General features: G+C 53.1%; 16 protein-coding genes. 7 read left to right on the top strand and 9 right to left on the bottom strand.

Annotation, left to right across the window (positions count from 1 at the left end; translation table 11 throughout):
- Positions 1 to 121: 121 nt before the first annotated feature.
- Positions 122 to 2,542 (top strand): glycerol-3-phosphate 1-O-acyltransferase PlsB, encoded by a 2,421-nt coding sequence (gene plsB, locus FHD02_RS16755; RefSeq protein ID WP_137361111.1) that lies wholly within the window; start codon positions 122 to 124, stop codon positions 2,540 to 2,542.
- A 54-nt stretch (positions 2,543 to 2,596) separates the two neighbouring features.
- Here plsB and ubiA read toward each other — a convergent pair whose 3' ends face one another.
- The 5 genes from ubiA to malK form a co-directional block, all read right to left on the bottom strand.
- On the bottom strand, positions 2,597 to 3,469 hold the full coding sequence (gene ubiA, locus FHD02_RS16760; protein WP_042313002.1) for a 4-hydroxybenzoate octaprenyltransferase: 873 nt from the start codon (positions 3,467 to 3,469) through the stop codon (positions 2,597 to 2,599).
- A 13-nt stretch (positions 3,470 to 3,482) separates the two neighbouring features.
- Positions 3,483 to 3,980 (bottom strand): chorismate lyase, encoded by a 498-nt coding sequence (ubiC, locus tag FHD02_RS16765; protein ID WP_042313004.1) that lies wholly within the window; start codon positions 3,978 to 3,980, stop codon positions 3,483 to 3,485.
- A 180-nt stretch (positions 3,981 to 4,160) separates the two neighbouring features.
- The gene (gene malM, locus FHD02_RS16770) at positions 4,161 to 5,108 is read right to left on the bottom strand and encodes a maltose operon protein MalM (RefSeq protein WP_069325183.1); all 948 of its coding nucleotides are present in this window, start codon (positions 5,106 to 5,108) and stop codon (positions 4,161 to 4,163) included.
- Positions 5,109 to 5,221: 113 nt separating this feature from the next.
- Positions 5,222 to 6,577: a maltoporin gene (locus FHD02_RS16775; protein WP_038636248.1), complete on the bottom strand. Its 1,356-nt coding sequence runs from the start codon at positions 6,575 to 6,577 to the stop codon at positions 5,222 to 5,224.
- A gap of 90 nt (positions 6,578 to 6,667) precedes the next feature.
- Positions 6,668 to 7,777 carry a maltose/maltodextrin ABC transporter ATP-binding protein MalK gene (malK, locus tag FHD02_RS16780; RefSeq protein ID WP_038636246.1) on the bottom strand — a complete coding sequence of 370 codons (1,110 nt, stop codon included), beginning with the start codon at positions 7,775 to 7,777 and terminating at the stop codon, positions 6,668 to 6,670.
- A 360-nt stretch (positions 7,778 to 8,137) separates the two neighbouring features.
- Between malK and malE the strand changes: the two genes are divergently transcribed.
- From malE to xylE, 4 genes are all read left to right on the top strand, one after another.
- Positions 8,138 to 9,328 carry a maltose/maltodextrin ABC transporter substrate-binding protein MalE gene (gene malE / locus FHD02_RS16785; protein WP_220394107.1) on the top strand — a complete coding sequence of 397 codons (1,191 nt, stop codon included), beginning with the start codon at positions 8,138 to 8,140 and terminating at the stop codon, positions 9,326 to 9,328.
- A gap of 130 nt (positions 9,329 to 9,458) precedes the next feature.
- Positions 9,459 to 11,003, top strand: a complete 1,545-nt coding sequence (gene malF, locus FHD02_RS16790) for a maltose ABC transporter permease MalF (RefSeq protein ID WP_137361110.1) — start codon at positions 9,459 to 9,461, stop codon at positions 11,001 to 11,003.
- A gap of 14 nt (positions 11,004 to 11,017) precedes the next feature.
- A complete protein-coding gene (malG, locus tag FHD02_RS16795) occupies positions 11,018 to 11,908 on the top strand; it encodes a maltose ABC transporter permease MalG (protein ID WP_038636242.1) in 891 nt (296 codons plus the stop codon).
- A gap of 323 nt (positions 11,909 to 12,231) precedes the next feature.
- Positions 12,232 to 13,707: a D-xylose transporter XylE gene (xylE, locus tag FHD02_RS16800; protein WP_220394108.1), complete on the top strand. Its 1,476-nt coding sequence runs from the start codon at positions 12,232 to 12,234 to the stop codon at positions 13,705 to 13,707.
- 45 nt (positions 13,708 to 13,752) lie between these two features.
- Here the strand turns inward: xylE and psiE are convergent, their stop codons facing one another.
- Entirely contained in the window at positions 13,753 to 14,163 is a 411-nt protein-coding gene (gene psiE / locus FHD02_RS16805; protein WP_003031674.1) for a phosphate-starvation-inducible protein PsiE, read from the bottom strand.
- Positions 14,164 to 14,302: 139 nt separating this feature from the next.
- Here psiE and FHD02_RS16810 point away from each other — a divergent pair, with 139 nt between their 5' ends.
- Together FHD02_RS16810 and FHD02_RS16815 are read left to right on the top strand one after the other, a co-directional pair.
- Positions 14,303 to 14,812 (top strand): GNAT family N-acetyltransferase, encoded by a 510-nt coding sequence (locus FHD02_RS16810; protein ID WP_220394109.1) that lies wholly within the window; start codon positions 14,303 to 14,305, stop codon positions 14,810 to 14,812.
- A gap of 10 nt (positions 14,813 to 14,822) precedes the next feature.
- Positions 14,823 to 15,278, top strand: a complete 456-nt coding sequence (locus FHD02_RS16815; protein ID WP_220394110.1) for an acyltransferase — start codon at positions 14,823 to 14,825, stop codon at positions 15,276 to 15,278.
- Positions 15,279 to 15,357: 79 nt separating this feature from the next.
- Here FHD02_RS16815 and FHD02_RS16820 read toward each other — a convergent pair whose 3' ends face one another.
- Genes FHD02_RS16820 through FHD02_RS16830 form a run of 3 tightly spaced genes read right to left on the bottom strand, consistent with a single transcriptional unit; the run spans position 15,358 to position 18,826 of the window.
- On the bottom strand, positions 15,358 to 17,454 hold the full coding sequence (locus FHD02_RS16820; RefSeq protein WP_137361107.1) for a YjbH domain-containing protein: 2,097 nt from the start codon (positions 17,452 to 17,454) through the stop codon (positions 15,358 to 15,360).
- Complete coding sequence (locus FHD02_RS16825) at positions 17,454 to 18,191, bottom strand: capsule biosynthesis GfcC D2 domain-containing protein (protein WP_137361106.1); 738 nt, start codon at positions 18,189 to 18,191, stop codon at positions 17,454 to 17,456. The genes FHD02_RS16820 and FHD02_RS16825 overlap by 1 nt, the downstream gene beginning before the upstream one ends.
- A complete protein-coding gene (locus tag FHD02_RS16830) occupies positions 18,188 to 18,826 on the bottom strand; it encodes a YjbF family lipoprotein (protein ID WP_042313028.1) in 639 nt (212 codons plus the stop codon). The genes FHD02_RS16825 and FHD02_RS16830 overlap by 4 nt, the downstream gene beginning before the upstream one ends.
- Positions 18,827 to 18,866: the final 40 nt, after the last annotated feature.

The raw sequence follows: 18,866 nt of genomic DNA on the forward strand, positions 1-18,866 counted from the left end.
CCGTTTGTTTCAGGGTGTGGCAAAGCAGCGCGAAGTATGACCGGATACACCAGAAATTCACTAAACTTTCTGATATCCTTGCAGCGCATTTGCATTATTAACCAGAGGCTTTACATCGTTTATGTCCGGCTGGCCACGAATTTACTACAAATTACTGAATTTACCATTAAGCGTGCTGGTAAAAAGCAAGTCTATTCCGGCGGAACCTGCACCGGAATTGGGGCTCGATACTTCTCGCCCCATTATGTACGTCCTACCGTACAACTCCAAAGCAGACTTGCTGACGCTACGCGCCCAATGTCTGGCGCACGATCTCCCGGATCCCCTGGAACCGCTGGAGATAGACGGAACTCTATTGCCGCGCTACGTGTTTATTCACGGCGGCCCACGTGTTTTCACCTATTACACGCCAAAAGAAGAGTCTATTAAGCTGTTCCATAACTATCTCGACTTGCATCGCAGCAATCCAGACCTGGATGTGCAGATGGTGCCGGTTTCGGTGATGTTTGGCCGTGCGCCTGGACGCGAAAAAGGCGAGGTCAACCCGCCGCTGCGTATGCTGAACGGCGTACAAAAATTCTTTGCTGTGTCCTGGCTGGGTCGCGACAGCTTTGTCCGCTTCTCCCCGTCGGTTTCCCTGCGTCGCATGGCGGATGAACACGGTACAGATAAAATTATCGCCCAGAAATTGGCGCGCGTAGCGCGTATGCACTTTGCTCGCCAGCGCCTGGCCGCAGTCGGGCCGCGCCTCCCTGCCCGTCAGGATCTGTTTAACAAACTGTTGGCCTCAAAAGCTATCGCGCGTGCGGTAGAAGATGAAGCGCGCAGTAAAAAAATCTCCCACGAAAAAGCGCAGCAAAATGCGATAGCGTTGATGGAAGAGATTGCCGCCAACTTCTCCTACGAGATGATCCGTCTGACAGACCGTATTCTGGGCTTTACCTGGAACCGTCTGTATCAGGGGATTAACGTTCATAATGCAGAGCGTGTACGCCAGTTGGCACACGATGGACACGAAATCGTCTATGTTCCGTGCCATCGCAGCCATATGGACTATATGCTGCTGTCGTACGTGCTGTATCATCAGGGTCTGGTTCCGCCGCATATCGCGGCAGGCATCAACCTGAATTTCTGGCCGGCAGGTCCGATTTTCCGCCGCCTGGGCGCGTTCTTTATTCGTCGTACCTTCAAGGGCAACAAGCTTTATTCCACTGTTTTCCGCGAATATCTGGGCGAGTTGTTCAGCCGCGGCTACTCGGTTGAGTACTTTGTCGAAGGCGGTCGTTCACGTACTGGTCGTTTGCTCGACCCGAAAACCGGCACGCTGTCGATGACCATTCAGGCGATGCTGCGCGGCGGTACGCGTCCGATTACCCTCGTACCGATCTACATCGGCTACGAACACGTAATGGAAGTGGGCACGTATGCGAAAGAACTGCGGGGCGCGACGAAAGAGAAAGAGAGCCTGCCGCAAATGCTGCGTGGCTTAAGCAAACTGCGTAATCTGGGTCAGGGCTACGTTAACTTTGGCGAGCCGATGCCGTTGATGACTTACCTCAACCAGCATGTGCCGGAGTGGCGTGAATCAATCGATCCTATCGAGTCTATCCGTCCTGCCTGGCTGACGCCGACGGTAAATAACATTGCCGCCGATCTGATGGTACGCATTAACAACGCAGGCGCAGCCAACGCCATGAACCTGTGCTGTACCGCGTTGCTGGCTTCCCGCCAGCGCTCTCTGACCCGTGAGCAGTTGACTGAACAACTCGATTGCTATCTGAGTCTGCTGCGCAACGTACCGTATGCCCCGGATGCGACGGTTCCTGCGCAGAGCGCCAGTGAATTGATTGACCATGCCTTGCAGATGAACAAGTTTGAGGTCGAGAAAGACACCATCGGCGACATCATCATTCTGCCGCGCGAGCAGGCGGTATTGATGACGTACTACCGCAACAACATTGCGCATATGCTGGTTCTGCCTTCGTTGATGGCGGCCATCGTAACCCAGCATCGTCATATTTCACGCGCCGCGCTGCAACAGCATATTGAAGCGCTGTACCCGATGCTGAAAGCGGAGCTGTTCCTGCGCTGGGAGCGTGACGAACTCGCTGGCGTGATCGACGAACTGGCCAGCGAAATGCAGCGCCAGGGACTCATCACCCTGGACGATGACGAACTGCATATCAATCCGGCCCGCTCCCGTACGCTACAGCTGCTGGCGGCGGGTGCTCGTGAGACGTTGCAGCGCTATGCTATTACCTTCTGGCTGCTGAGCGCTAATCCGTCTATCAACCGCGGTACGCTGGAGAAAGAGAGCCGCACCGTGGCACAGCGTCTTTCCGTCCTGCACGGCATTAACGCGCCAGAATTCTTCGACAAGGCCGTGTTCAGTTCTCTGGTGCTGACGCTGCGTGACGAGGGATATATCAGCGATACCGGAGATGCCGAACCGGAAGAGACGATGAAGATCTATCAGATGCTGGCCGAACTGGTCACGTCGGATGTGCGTCTGACCATCGAGAGCGCCACACAAGGCGAGTAAGCATAAAAAAACCGGTCAAAATGACCGGTTTTTATTTTGCAGGCTAAGCCAAACTCAAAAATGCCAGTAGCTCATTGCCAGGCCTAAAAACAGCACCAGACCAACATAGTTATTGTTCATAAACGCTTTAAAGCAGGCGTCACGTTCGCGATTGACGATCAGTTTCTGCTGATACACAAACAGCGCGCCCGCCACCAGCAGAGACCAGTAATAACCCAGCCCTAACCCGTTTAGCCAACCCACCAGCGCCATCAGCGCCAGCACGCCCACCTGCAGAATACCAATGATTAGCTTGTCGTTCTGGCCGAACAGAATCGCGGTCGATTTAATACCAATCTTGAGGTCATCATCGCGGTCAACCATGGCGTACTGCGTATCATAGGCCACAGCCCAGAGGATGTTGGCAAGGAACATCAGCCAGCAGCTCAGCGGTACGGACTCGCTCACGGCGGCGAACGCCATCGGGATCGACCAGCCAAACGCCGCCCCCAGCACCACCTGTGGCAGATGCGTATAGCGCTTCATAAACGGGTAAACCCACGCCAGCGCTAATGCCGCAACGGACAACAAAATGGTCATCGTATTAAGGGTCAGGACCAGCAGGAAGGCCAGTAATACCAATACGACAAACAGCGTTCGGGCTTCTTTCTCGGTGACTGCGCCGCTCGGCAGCGGTCGATTCGCGGTACGTTTAACATGGCCGTCAAACTTCCTGTCGGCATAGTCATTCACCACGCATCCGGCAGCGCGCATTAACCATACGCCGGCGACAAAAACCGCCAGGATCCACAGTTGCGGCATACCAGGGGTTGCTACCCATAATGCCCACAGCGTAGGCCAGAGCAGCAGTAAGGCGCCGATTGGCTTATCCGTACGCATCAAGCGGTGAAACGCCAGCAGCTTATTCTGCGTCAGACTCCACTCCATCTTTATCTTCCTCTCAGTACAACGGCGATGCAGGCAGAAAAAGCTCGGTAAGCATCAACGGCTTACCGCTCAGCCGCAGGCGGGAACGACGCCCCCACAGCGCTGCATCTTGGCCAATCTCAATAAAATCTCGGGTCAATGTCGATGACGTAAACAGGTAGCGTCCGAGCGGGGTTTTCCCCAGGTTTTGTAAGGCCAGTTCAGGGCCACACAGGGTGGATTCAGGCACCACGGTACGCCCGGCAAGCCAGGGTTCACCATCCGCGCATAACAGGATTTCGCGTAACCAATAGCGGGACTCTTTGGGCAGCAGCGTCAGTTCTTCAGCCACCTCATTTTGCCCAACGAACGCTTCGCGAATCAACGTGACGGTGACTTCTTTGCCCTGCTGCTCAAAACGTTTGGTCATGGAATCTTCCAGTAACAACCAGTCGAGCAGTTGCGGGTCCAGCGCCGGGATCGCATCAAAATAACGCAGCGCACGCAGTTGCGTTAACGCAGGGTGTGGCATGCCTTACTCTCCGATTTATAACCTAAAGGCATTGTATCGCAGAAAAGGCATTACGGGGTGAGCAAACACAATTAAGTGATCGGCAGAGCAACATAAGCGTAACAATTCGCACTGAAGGATAAAAAAAGGTGCGCCAGGAGACGCACCAGTTGTTGCAAAATCAACAATGTGGGGTGATGTTTACCCCTTGCCTTTTACACTGCTGATAAAGGTGGATCGGGCTGATTTGGATCCCAGACGTTCAGCTTCATCAAGCAGCTTCAGCGCTTTATCAACATCGCCTTTCGCCACGGCATCCTTAATCGCCTGATTAAAATAGCTTTCGGTGTCGTTCAGCATCGGCTCACTTTTCTTCACCGGCTGCGGCGCTGGAGCGGCAACCGCAGCTGCCGGAGCCGCATAAGTCACTGCAGGCGCTGCGGTATTGCCGACAGTGACAGGGCCAGGGCCGGAAGAACCGAACAGCGGCCCCACCAACACACTGGAGGACGAGCTGGTTTTGACTTTTAATTTCAACAGACCATCGGTGGTATGACGCGCGATCGGGTCCGGAATATCGGGAACAGCGTTACCGACACCCTTGGCATAAGCTTTCGCCGGATCAAGCAGGGTCGTGGTCTGTTGGAGGTCTTTATCCGTCGTAAAGACCAGAACATAGAGCTTTTGCTGGCCCAGCGCTGGCGTCAGACGCATTACGCCTTCCAGACGATCGGCACTCATCACGCCGGGCTCCTGGTAGGTGAAATAGCTGCTGGGGAAGAACGCAGATGGCGTCATGTTCTGATCAAGAATTAAGACATTTGGCGCAAATACGCTGGTTTGTTTGTTTACTTCACTGGTCAGCGTCAGGGTTAACTCGCCAATATTGGCCGGTACGCTCCAGGCCGCGACCGGACCGGTAATACCAGCAACATCCAAACGCTGGCCCGCGCTCGCAAGCTGCGTGGACTGAGTTTTAGATTGATCAACCGGCGTCCAGGTTAACTGTTGCAACGCAGCTGTCGGAATAGCAGGCGCCGCGGTGGTGTTCTGCGGAACAATATTCACATCGGCCAGGCTGATGCCAGGTGCGCTGGCAAATAACCCTGCAGATAAACAAAGGGCAACGAGACTTTTCTTCATTTTCATTGTTATCACCTCAGATAGCATGGGTTCAGCGGTGGCCAGGCAATAGCGCGCTAAACCGTAATCAAGAGGGGCTTACGCCCCTCTTTCGGTCTTTACGTCAGGTTAGTGCTGAATTACCACCAGATTTCCATCTGAGCACCGAAGGACCACTCATCGCTGTCGCCACGGCTGGTGGTGCTGATACCAGAATTCGTTGCAGCTGCGTATTTGGTTACGTCGTTACCATTTTTGACGTAGCCCCACTCCTCATCCCATTTTGCATAGGTTGCAAAGACACGAATTGCCGGGCGGGACCAGATGCTGTCGCCAGCCTGCCATTGTTGCGCGAGGGTGATTTTGTACTGGCTGTTGCGATCACCAGTCTGCTGAGATTTGACGTTGTCGTAGCCGACTTCCATCAGGGTGCTCATGATTGGCGTCCATTTGTACATTGGGCGGATACCGACGGTGTACCATTCGGTACCCAGATCGTTATCCATATCGAGGTTCTGATACATACCGACGTACATCAGATCCCATTTGTCGCCCAGGGAGATGGCGCCGTGGTCAAGAATACGAACCAGGCTACCGTTGTTATTAATCACGTTATTGGCGTAATTGGTTTTACTACCATCTGGGTTAGTAATGGTGAAGGAAGAAGAACCGTAAGAACCCTGGTTCAAACCTTTACCCTGCGTGGTCATGGAGTCTGTCGCGTACTGAACAACAAACTTGTTGTAGCCCTTCAGCATGCTCTGGGTATGTTCAGCAGTGAACATCCAGCCATCTTTTGATGCGCCGTCTGCCAGGCTGTAATCATCTGTCGTATTCGCACGACCATAGTCAACACCCAGTTCCAACATACCATCAGTGTTCGTTGCCAACTGCGCTAAACGAACGTCAAATACGTCGTTAGCGGTGTCTTTGGTACGATCATAGATATTCTGGCTGCTGAACGCGTATGAACCACCCGCTTCCTGAGAACGGCTCGCGGCCAGAGACAGTTTACCGAAGCCCAGATCAATGTTTTCAATACCGGCACCAGGACCTGAAATATCCCAGTAGTAGAAGTCGATCATGTGCACGTCATGACGTTGGTAGAAGCGCTTACCGGCCCAGATAGTAGAGCCTGGCAGCCATTCAATCAGGTTTTTACCCTGCACGTTGGCTTCACGGAAGGCCGGGTCAGTCCCTTCCCAGTCATTCTGCTGTGCTACGGAGTAGGCGACGTTGGTGTCGAAGTAGAAGCTCTTATCGCCTTCTTTCCACACTTCCTGGCCTAATTTGATTTCCGCATAGGTTTCACATTCGTTACCGAGACGGTATTTACTTTGTGCACCTGTTGCCTGGAAACATTGTTGTTCGCCGCCACTACCCGTCCAGCCGATACCGGAACGAGCATAACCATGGAAATCCACAGCCATTGCCTGAACAGACATAATGCCTGCTGCCACAGCAACCGCCAGAGGAAGTTTGCGCAGAGTAATCATCGTTCTATCTCCTGAGATCATTGCTTTTCTTTAAACGCTGCCACCTTCTAAAACTGCGAATGGTTTTGCGTTTCGTTTTTTATGGGGACCTTAAACGCCCGGCTCCTGGTGCAACCGACGACATGCAGTGCCATCCTCACGGAACAGATGGCAACGCTCTGGCGGCAGGCCGATAGCGAATGTGGCACCCTCTTCTACCAACACCACGTCGTTCTGGCGGTAAACCAGGTTTTGACGGATGGCGGGGATCTGGATATGAATTTGTGTTTCGTGACCAAGTTGTTCGACCACCTGGACTTCACCTTCGAGGGTGACATCGGCGATTTCGCTGGGCAGCAGATGTTCCGGGCGGATACCTAAAGACATATTGGCGCCAACCTGAACGCGGGCACTGTCGACGGGTAACCAGACTTGCTGGCGGTTTGGTAATTCAACCTGCACCTGATCAATCGCCGTTGCGGTAACTTTCACCGGCAGGAAGTTCATTTTTGGCGAACCGATAAAGCCCGCGACAAAGCGGTCGGCAGGATAGTGGTACAGCTCCAGGGGTTTACCGACCTGCGCCACACGACCGGCATCCAACACCACAATTTTGTCTGCCAGGGTCATCGCTTCGACCTGATCGTGGGTGACGTAAATCATCGTGCGGCCAAGACGTTTATGCAGGCGGGAGATTTCAATACGCATCTGGACACGCAGCGCGGCGTCAAGGTTCGACAACGGTTCGTCCAGCAGGAATACTCGCGGCTCGGCAACCAACGTACGGCCAATCGCCACACGCTGACGTTGGCCGCCGGAAAGCGCTTTCGGTTTACGGTCCAGCAGGTGCGCCAGTTGCAGAACTTCAGCTACCTGATTAACACGCTGGTTCATTACCTCTTTTTTCGCACCGGCCAGTTTGAGGCCAAACGACATGTTTTCCGCGACAGATAAATGGGGATATAACGCATAGGACTGGAAGACCATACCCACACCGCGTTCGGCGGGCGGAATGTCGTTCATCCGGGTCTCCCCGATAAACAGGTCGCCACTGGTGATGGTTTCAAGTCCGGCGATCATACGCAGCAAGGTCGACTTACCACAGCCTGACGGTCCGACAAACACCACGAATTCCCCTTCGTGAATGTCGAGATTGATATCCTTCGATACCACCACGTCACCCCAGGCTTTCGTTACATTTCGCAGCTGTACGCTCGCCATGCCCTTCTCCCTTCGTTACAACCTGTCATTGACAGCAACATTCATGATGGACTGACTATGCGTTATCCCTCACGGGCGTGAATCCTCCACCCCCCAGCTTTTTTATGGGGGAGGAGGCGGGAGGATGAGAGCGCAGCGTCTGAGACCCGGACCACCAGCCTCAGAGGAATTTCGTGATGCAGCTTGCAAAAATGGGTGGGGTTTTATGTGCGCCAGTGCGCAATACTCACATTTATGTAACACAGATCACATAAAGAGCGGGTGGGGCGTAGGAGTAAGGAGGATGGAAAGAGGTTGCCGTATAAAGAAACTAGTACCCGTTAAGCCACCTCTGCAAAATCACCAAACAGGATGGGAACTATGAATATCAAAACTGGCGCACGCATCCTCGCATTGTCTGCATTGACGACGATGATGTTTTCCGCCTCGGCTCTCGCCAAGATTGAAGAAGGTAAGCTGGTCATCTGGATTAACGGCGACAAAGGCTATAACGGCCTCGCTGAAGTGGGTAAAAAATTCGAGAAAGACACGGGTATCAAAGTTACCATTGAGCACCCGGACAAGCTGGAAGAGAAGTTCCCGCAGGTTGCCGCGACTGGCGACGGCCCGGACATTATCTTCTGGGCGCATGACCGTTTTGGCGGCTACGCACAATCTGGCCTGCTGGCTGAAATCACCCCAGACAAAGCGTTCCAGGCCAAGCTCTATCCATTCACCTGGGATGCCGTACGCTATAACGGCAAGCTGATTGCTTACCCGATCGCCGTTGAAGCGCTGTCGCTGATTTACAACAAAGACCTCGTTCCGAACCCACCGAAAACCTGGGAAGAAATTCCGGCGCTGGATAAGGAGCTGAAAGCGAAAGGTAAATCCGCGCTGATGTTCAACCTGCAAGAACCGTACTTCACCTGGCCGCTGATTGCCGCCGACGGCGGTTACGCGTTCAAGTTTGAAAACGGCAAGTACGACGTGAAAGACGTGGGCGTGGATAGCGCTGGCGCGAAAGCGGGCCTGACCTTCCTGGTCGACCTGATCAAAAATAAACACATGAATGCGGATACCGACTACTCCATCGCCGAAGCGGCCTTTAACAAAGGCGATACCGCGATGACCATCAACGGTCCGTGGGCGTGGTCCAACATCGATAAGAGCAAGGTGAACTACGGCGTCACGCTGCTGCCAACCTTCAAAGGCAAGCCGTCTAAACCGTTCGTTGGCGTACTGAGTGCGGGTATCAACGCCGCCAGCCCGAACAAAGAACTGGCGAAAGAATTCCTCGAAAACTACCTGCTGACCGACCAGGGCCTGGATGAAGTGAACAAGGACAAACCGCTGGGCGCGGTTGCGCTGAAATCCTTCCAGGAACAGTTAGCGAAAGACCCGCGTATCGCGGCCACCATGGATAACGCCCAGAAAGGCGAAATCATGCCGAACATCCCGCAGATGTCCGCATTCTGGTATGCCGTGCGTACCGCAGTGATCAACGCCGCCAGCGGTCGTCAGACCGTCGATGCCGCGCTGAAAGACGCGCAGGGTCGTATCACCAAGTAATACAGTTGTGAACGTGCCGGATGGCGGCATACATGCCTTATCCGGCCTACAACGTATGTAGGCCTGATAAGCGCAGCGCCATCAGGCACGCTGACCAACAGGTTTTCATTGTTGTTGAGGATTGAACCCCATGGATGTCATTAAAAAGAAACACTGGTGGCAAAGCGACATGCTGAAATGGTCAGTAATGGGTCTGCTTGGTCTGCTGGTCGGTTACCTTGTTGTTTTGATGTACGCTCAGGGGGAGTATCTGTTTGCCATCATGACGCTAATTTTAAGCTCTGTTGGCCTGTATATTTTCGCTAACCGTAAAGCCTATGCCTGGCGCTATGTTTATCCTGGCGTGGCCGGTATGGGGCTGTTTGTCCTGTTTCCGCTCATTTGTACCATCGCCATTGCTTTTACCAACTACAGCAGCACCAACCAGCTGACCTTTGAACGTGCTCAACAAGTCCTGATGGATCGTTCTTATCAGGCAGGTAAAACTTACAACTTTGGCCTGTATCCGGCGGGTGATGAGTGGCAACTGGCCCTCACCGACGGTGAAACGGGAAAAAATTATGTTTCCGACACCTTTAAATTTGGTGGCGAACAGAAGCTGCAGTTAAAAGAAACCGAGGCGCTGCCAGCGGGCGAACGTGCGACGCTGCGCATCATCACCCAGAATCGTCAGGCGCTGACTCAGCTAACGGCTATTCTGCCGGACGAGAGCAAAGTCATCATGAGTTCACTGCGTCAGTTCTCTGGTACGCAGCCGCTCTACTCCCTGGCCGATGATGGGACGCTCACCAACAATCAAAGCGGCGTGAAGTACCGCGCTAATAACGATATTGGTTATTATCAGGCCATTAACGCAGACGGTAGCTGGGGTACTGAAAAACTCAGCCCGGGCTATACCGTCACCATCGGCTGGGACAATTTCACCCGCGTATTTACCGACGAGGGCATCCAGAAACCGTTTTTCGCCATCTTTGTCTGGACGGTAGTGTTCTCAGTCCTGACGGTGATTCTGACCGTGGCTGTGGGTATGGTGCTGGCCTGTCTGGTGCAGTGGGAATCTCTGAAGGGCAAAGCGATTTACCGCGTCCTGCTGATTCTGCCCTACGCCGTACCGTCGTTTATCTCGATTCTGATTTTCAAAGGACTGTTCAACCAGAGTTTTGGTGAAATTAACATGATGCTCAGCGCGCTGTTTGGTATCAAGCCGGCCTGGTTTAGCGATCCAACCACCGCGCGTTCGATGATTATCATCGTTAACACCTGGCTGGGTTATCCGTACATGATGATCCTGTGCATGGGGCTGCTGAAAGCGATTCCTGATGATCTGTATGAAGCCTCGGCAATGGACGGCGCAGGTCCGTTCCAGAACTTCTTTAAAATTACATTACCGCTGCTGATTAAGCCGCTGACGCCGCTGATGATCGCCAGCTTCGCCTTTAACTTTAATAACTTCGTGCTGATTCAACTGTTGACCAACGGCGGCCCGGATCGCCTCGGCACCACCACGCCTGCCGGTTACACCGACCTGCTCGTCAGCTACACCTACCGTATCGCCTTTGAAGGCGGCGGCGGTCAGGACTTCGGTCTGGCGGCAGCGATTGCTACGCTGATCTTCCTGCTGGTAGGCGCGCTGGCCATCGTGAACCTGAAAGCCACGCGTATGAAGTTTGATTAAGGGAGATAACGACAATGGCTATGGTCCAACCGAAATCACAAAAGTTACGTTTATTCGCAACGCACTTAGGGCTGCTGATTTTTATCGCGGCGATCATGTTCCCGCTGCTGATGGTTATCGCCATTTCGCTGCGTGAAGGTAACTTCGCTACCGGCAGCCTGATCCCGGATAATATTTCCTGGGAACACTGGAAACTGGCGCTGGGCTTTAGCGTAGAACACGCGGATGGCCGCGTCACTCCGCCGCCGTTCCCGGTGCTGCTGTGGCTGTGGAACTCGGTGAAAGTCGCCACCATTACCGCGATTGGTATTGTGACGCTTTCCACCACCTGTGCTTACGCCTTTGCCCGTATGCGCTTCCCGGGTAAAGCGACCCTGCTGAAAGGGATGCTGATTTTCCAGATGTTCCCGGCGGTACTGTCGCTGGTTGCCCTGTACGCGTTGTTTGACCGCCTGGGCCAGTACATTCCGTTTATCGGCCTGAACACTCACGGCGGCGTGATCTTCGCCTATCTCGGCGGTATCGCACTGCATGTCTGGACGATTAAGGGCTATTTTGAAACCATCGACGGTTCGCTGGAAGAAGCGGCCGCGCTGGATGGCGCCACACCGTGGCAGGCATTCCGCCTGGTACTGCTGCCGCTTTCCGTACCGATTCTGGCGGTCGTATTTATTCTGTCATTCATTGCCGCTATTACCGAAGTACCGGTCGCGTCACTGCTGCTGCGTGATGTGAACAGCTACACCCTTGCGGTTGGTATGCAGCAGTACCTCAATCCACAGAACTACTTGTGGGGCGACTTTGCCGCCGCAGCTGTACTTTCAGCCATTCCGATTACTCTGGTGTTCCTGCTGGCACAGCGCTGGCTGGTCAACGGCCTGACGGCGGGTGGTGTGAAAGGTTAAGTTTTATCGAAGTACCTGCCCGGCAACGGGCAATGCCACTGCAACCCTCAACTTATGTTATCCCAACCTGTGACTGTTATTCGGCGCTCTACGGAGCGCCCTTTTTTATGTTATTTTGCATTGCTGTTACGATTATTTCCTTTCGTGGCCCGCATCACTGCAATTATATTTACCGCCTGAAAACAGACAAATTAAACAGAATTAAGATCACAGAAAAGACAAAACATAATTGCAATGTAAAAAATGATAATTGTCTTCCCTGCCTGTTAAATCCACCATCACGACACTGATCAAAAGAGCTGTATCCTCTAAGGCAGGTCTGAATGAACACCCAATATAATTCCAGTTATATTTTTTCGATTACATTAGTAGCAACATTAGGAGGGCTATTATTCGGCTATGACACCGCCGTCATATCCGGAACGGTAGAATCCTTAAATACCGTGTTTGTCGCCCCGCAACATTTAAGTGAATCCGCCGCCAACTCGCTGTTAGGCTTTTGCGTTGCCAGCGCGTTGATTGGCTGCATCATCGGCGGTGCGCTGGGCGGTTATTGCAGTAACCGCTTCGGTCGCCGGGACTCGCTGAAAATCGCCGCCCTGCTGTTCTTTATTTCCGGTATTGGTTCTGCGTGGCCAGAATTAGGATTTACCACGATTAACCCAGATAATGCCGTGCCTGTTTATTTGGCCGGATACGTCCCCGAATTTGTTATTTATCGCATCATTGGTGGTATTGGCGTTGGTTTAGCCTCAATGCTCTCACCGATGTATATTGCAGAACTGGCTCCAGCGCATATTCGTGGAAAACTGGTTTCCTTTAACCAGTTCGCCATTATTTTTGGTCAACTGTTGGTGTATTGCGTTAACTATTTCATTGCCCGTTCCGGGGACGCTAACTGGCTAAATACCGATGGCTGGCGATATATGTTTGCTTCCGAAAGTATTCCCGCCCTGCTGTTTTTACTGCTGCTGTATACCGTACCGGAAAGCCCGCGCTGGCTGATGGCGCGTGGCAGACACGAGCAGGCGGAGGGCATTCTGCGCAAAATTATGGGCAACAGCCTTGCCACCCAGGCCATGCAGGAGATCAATCAGTCACTGGAGCATAGCCGTAAAACCGGCGGACGTCTGTTGATGTTTGGCGTGGGCGTAATCGTCATCGGCGTGATGTTATCTATCTTCCAGCAGTTTGTCGGTATTAACGTCGTGCTGTACTACGCGCCGGAAGTGTTTAAAACGTTAGGGGCCAGCACCGACGTGGCGCTCTTGCAGACTATTATTGTCGGCGTAATCAACCTGAGCTTCACCGTGCTGGCAATCATGACGGTGGACAAATTTGGTCGCAAACCGCTGCAAATAATTGGCGCATTGGGTATGGCTATTGGGATGTTCAGCCTTGGCACCGCGTTTTACACCCAGGCTTCCGGGCTGATAGCGCTGCTGTCGATGCTGTTTTACGTCGCCGCATTCGCCATGTCCTGGGGACCGGTTTGTTGGGTGCTGTTGGCAGAAATCTTCCCGAACGCGATTCGTGGCAAAGCGCTCGCCATTGCCGTCGCCGCTCAGTGGCTGGCGAACTACTTTGTCTCCTGGACCTTCCCGATGATGGACAAAAATTCGTGGCTGGTTTCCCATTTCCACAACGGTTTCTCCTACTGGATTTACGGTTGTATGGGTATTCTGGCGGCGTTGTTTATGTGGAAGTTCGTGCCGGAAACCAAAGGCAAAACGCTGGAAGAACTTGAAGAGCTGTGGGAACCCGCAGCAGAGAAAACCCAGCCAGCCTCTGCGCAGTAACCCTGACATACAATACGCCGCAGCCGGATTGCGGCGTGTTGTCTTTTACTCTCGCTTCAGCCGTTTAGAATTACACAGCCACAGAGTGATCACCAACAGCAGGATCGCTGCAGAATAGATCAGCACATCCATCGGCGCTTTATGATCGACGATGATCAACCGCACAATCGCGGTGATCCCGATATAGACAAAGTAGCGCAGCGGAAAATGAAATCCTGACTGAAAGTATTTCACAATCAAGGCGATAAATTCAAAGTAGAGAAAGTAAACCACCAGCCCTTCCACCAGCTCATACTTGCTGGTCTGTTCAGGCGCGAACAGCACATCCGCCAGGTGTAGCGTTTCTTTCCCCAGGAATACGACCAGGATCAGGCCCAGACTCAACAACCCCAGATTCAACACGGTCTGTAAGATGGTGGAGATAAACTCCACGCGCGGACGAGATAGCGACGTCATAACGGCCCCTCCTGTTCAGTAACAAGGTTCCTGTATAACGCAGAAATGTGACAGAGATCTACATTTTTTGTTTATGTTTTGTGCAGCTCAATAATAGTGCAACAATGCTTCTGACTCTAACATCTTGAACGGAATAGAAATGCTTAAGATTCAAATGGCAACCGTCGACGATGCCAGCTTGCTAAGCTCAATGGGCTATACCAGCTATCGACATCACTTTGCGCCTTTGTGGGAAAACCCGAGCGAGCTCGACGCTTATCTTGAGCAGGAATATTCCTTACCAGCGATATCCAGCAGTTTGGCCGAGCCAGGAACCTTCTGGCTTATCGCCTTTGCCGATGCATCGGTTGGCTTTGCCAAATACAGTCTCCGCCACTCTGTTGATCCAGAAGGGCGTTCAGGGGCATTGCTACATAAGATCTACCTGATGCCAGATGCAACGGGCAAACAGTACGGTGAGCAGCTTTTTGCCGAAGTTATTCGCCAGGCCAAAGAGCAGGATGAAAAATGGCTCTGGCTTGAGGTACTGGCTGATAATCCTAAGGCACGGCAGTTCTATGAACGGCAAGGGATGACGTTTGTAAAGGAAATTGCTTTCACTACCGCCTCCCAGACCAGCATTTTGTACGTTATGGAAAAGCAGATTTAAGAGGATATAAATGGTGAATATTCGTCAATCCGCTGTTCGCAACGTCACGTGCGGTGAGAATGTAGTGGTTTATGAACCGGCGAACCTGTACGACTGCATACTGGAGGATAACGTTTTTGTCGGACCATTTGTTGAAATCCAGGGCAACACGCAGATTGGCGCAGACAGCAAAATTCAGTCTCACACCTTCATCTGCGAATATGTCACCATCGGTTCCCGCTGTTTTATCGGGCATGGCGTGATGTTCGCCAATGATATGTTTCGGCAAGGAAAACCCAATGCCGACCGCACCAGTTGGGGAAGAATTACGATTGGCAATGATGTCTCGATCAGCAGTGGGGCGACCATTCTGGCAGTCACAATCTGCGATGGCGCAGTCATCGGCGCGGGAAGCGTGGTGACAAAATCGATTACCGAGAAAGGCGTGTACGCGGGCAACCCGGCAAAATTATTGCGTCGTTTGTAAATCGCCGGATGGCGGCATAAATGCCTTATCCGACCTGCAATGTAGGCCGGATAAGCGCAGCGCACCGGGCGATCAAGCATTAACGGAAGTTCTCGCTTCTGTCGCTGGTCATATCATACAGACCAAACTTACGTCCAAGCTGCTGCCCACCGTCACGCGTCAACGGCGTCCAGCCAATCGCCGCACGGCTGCGGGTTGGGCCTGAAGAGAAGAGATCCAGCGGCACGGAAACGTACACCCCTTTGGTAAAATCACCCTCGCCATATTCATCCGGCGAGGCGTCGGTGATGGTCGCATAGCCTCCTACCACCACACCGCTGTCGAAGCGTTTGGCAATTTCCAGCGTTCCCCCCTTATCTCCCGCCAGATACTGACCCACGCTGGCTTTTACCAGTACATCCTGAGCGAATGAAGGATTCCAGTAAGCCGTCAAATGCCCGGTCTTCACGCTGTAGTCGGTGAATTTCATCATATCCTGCGCACTACGCCAGTCACGCTGTTTCACATAGTTGGCGTCAATGCCAAACGCCCAGTTGCTGTCTAACGGACGATACAACACTTCTGCCCCCGCCCCGCCGTACATGGTCTCCAGATAACCAGCGTAAACCTGTCCGTAGAACCCGTTTCCGAGTGACTGGAAGTAGTTGGCCTGCAGGTTATTCACGTAGACATCGTTTTGCACATACTCGCGCACATGAGTACGCACGCGTGGTAAATGCGAATCCTGCGGCGGGTTGGTGTAGTTAAATTTGTCATAGTTATTGGCGAGGTTGGCGAACAAACTCCCGGTGGTCAGCAGATGATCGGTCACCCACCAATCCGCAGTTCCCATTACGCCCAACTGGTACATATAGAAGTTTTCCGGGCCGCCCACCGACTGATTGAGCACCGGATCGATATGAAAATCAAAGCGAGACTTATCAATATACCAACCCTGCTCAGTCGTTTTCGGCACCACAGGCTCAACGCGTTTTTGCGCCAGTTGTGTTTCATGACCCAACGGCTCACCTTCCAGGTGTCGCTTAAGGCTGGAAACCTCCGTTTCGGTCGTCACCTGCGGCAAGTTAAGGCGATTTTCGGTAATACGGATCGTGCGGATCCCGTCGGGAAGATCGTTCATCACGATCCGGTTGGCGCGTTCGATCCCTTCACGCGAATTACGGTATTTCACCTGTTCGCCGGTCACATACAGCGTATCGCCCTGTACCTGAATTTTAGGATCCGCCAGCCCGGCGTTATATTTCAGCAGCGTTAGCTGATTCGCCACTACCGAATGTTGCAGAATCGCATCCTGCGGCTGTGGCTGATACTTCGGACGGGCGTTATCGTTATAGTTTGGTCGCAAGTCGTTGAAGTTAGTCCGCAGCGTAAACCCAAACATAAAAGTGTTCCCGCGCTCATAGCTGAGGTTAACGTCGGCCCAATCGGTGACGCGATAGATAGCGCCGACGTTAAACTTGCTCTTTTGATCCAGCTTGCCCGCAAAATCCTGCTGGTAATTATTGCCTTCATACTCCAGTTTCAGGCGCAGCGGCTGCCAGGGTGTCTGATATTCCACGCCGCCAAATAACGATGCCGGACCATGAAACATCTGACTGCCGTCAATAGAACCAGCCTGCTTGTAGCTGTTATCGCGATGACAGAATTTATCGCTGTATGAGCAAAACGGATTGCTGACGTTGCCGCTGGTACCAAGATATCCCCAGCCCAGACCGAGCGAGAAATCAAACGGGCCCCAGGCTTTGTTCGCTACAATATACTCCGCATCAAACAGACCCGTCCCGCCGATATCCCGCGCGCCAACGGCCACCTGCGGCATCCAGTAGCTCTCTTCCCACAGCCGAAGTTTGAGATCAAACGCTTTATCCTTATATGTCTGATCGCCAGAAAATGACTCTACGCTGCTGTATTTTTTGGTACGCACATCGGTATAGCGCAGCGTGGTTTCCAGCCATGGGAACAGTTGCACCGACGCAGAGTAGTAGCGGTACTGATCGTTGTCCCGGTAGTTGAGGCTCATTTCCCCTTCACGCGCCATCCGTGCAGTCGGGGTTTGCAGCAGACCTACGCCGCCAAAATCGGACTGGGATGGACCAATGGGCGCAGGCCATGTTTCACCGTGACAGGCAACGCTTACGCCCAGCGCCAGTAAGCTGAGCAGATAAGTTTTTCTCATTATTCAGGTATCCGCTGGGTCAGGGTGTGAAGAATATCGGCATTGATTTCATCCGGGGTACTGCTCCAGAAGGCATCAGAGAGTCCGACAAAAATGATGCTGCCGGGCATCGGCTCAACGTGACGTTTGTTCCAGTAAGCGATAGGGACTTTTTGCGAGCGCCCATCGGGATAGATGACCCACGCGTAGCTGCGATCCGCACCGCTGAGCCGACTTTGCCCATCGAGATAGCTGGCGACATCACGCCCGGGCACAAACGGTTGTTTACCCGGACGGCTTAGCAAACCAAACAATGTGATATCCGTTGGCTGCGATCCAACCCATAGCGTGTAATTGCCCTGCAACGGCGGGTTGCCTCGCTCGCTGACGCGCACCACATCCGGGTCAAGGTTGATTTTCTGTCTACCGGTCACCTTCAGTGCCTGAATTTGCTGGCGTAATGTGTTGATAGCCGCGGCATCGTCACCGCTTTCTTCAGCACTCAGCGCTGCCAGACGAGCCAGTAATGCCTGCTGCTGGCGTTCTGCCGCCGCCGTTGCCCGCTCTTCGCTGATGACCGCTCCGGGCCACCAGCTATTACTCAACCGCGGCTGTCCAACCAGATCGATCAGATGCTCCGCACCGGTCAATATTTTGGGTTCAGCGCTGCCTGCAATCATTACTTTGACATTGCCCGCAGCAAAAACAGAGGGTGCGCTCAGGCTAAAAATCAGCGCCATTACGGCTCGTTTCATCATGATTTTGCCGCCTTAATCAGCGTGGTTTTCACCGGGAAGAAGTTAGCTCCCAGATACTGTTCCGACTGACGGATTTGCCCTTCGCTATCGACCCAGTAGCGGTTATGCCAGCGCGTTTGATCGGTCGTTATCTCTTCATCAAGGATGCGCACTGGCGTTTCATCACTGCCGACCTGAATGCTGTCAGTGCCATCCCATGTGAAAACAGAGCGGGCGGTGGCATAGCGCACCTGCTGATGTTCAGTCCAGCCCATCGTGCGGGTCCATGTTGCGCCATCGGTTATCTGATTGGGTTTGATGAGCGGGTCTGCTGCCAGATTATTCACCTCAATCAGGTTGTCACCGCCGAGCTGCGTTTTCACAATGCGCCCATGCTGCGTCACGAGAATGGCCTGATCCTGAGTCACCCATTTCTGTTGTCCGTTTTCTGCAAACGCGAGTACGACAAACAGCTGTGGGCCACCATTGAGCTGCATATACTGGCTGGCGTAGGGCATGTTTTGGATTTCATCATCAGTCATTTGAACGCCGGGAGTACCAAACACGCTATCCCACAGCGAATGGCCCAGCCCTTCGGTGGTGGCTGAGCACGCCTGTAGTAACAGGCAAACCAATATGAGCGCTGGTCGCTTCACGACACTTCTCCGCATTATTGCCGGGTGCGCAACGCTTACC

The organism is Citrobacter sp. EC_71 (assembly GCF_019584005.1).
Taxonomy (GTDB): domain Bacteria; phylum Pseudomonadota; class Gammaproteobacteria; order Enterobacterales; family Enterobacteriaceae; genus Citrobacter; species Citrobacter werkmanii.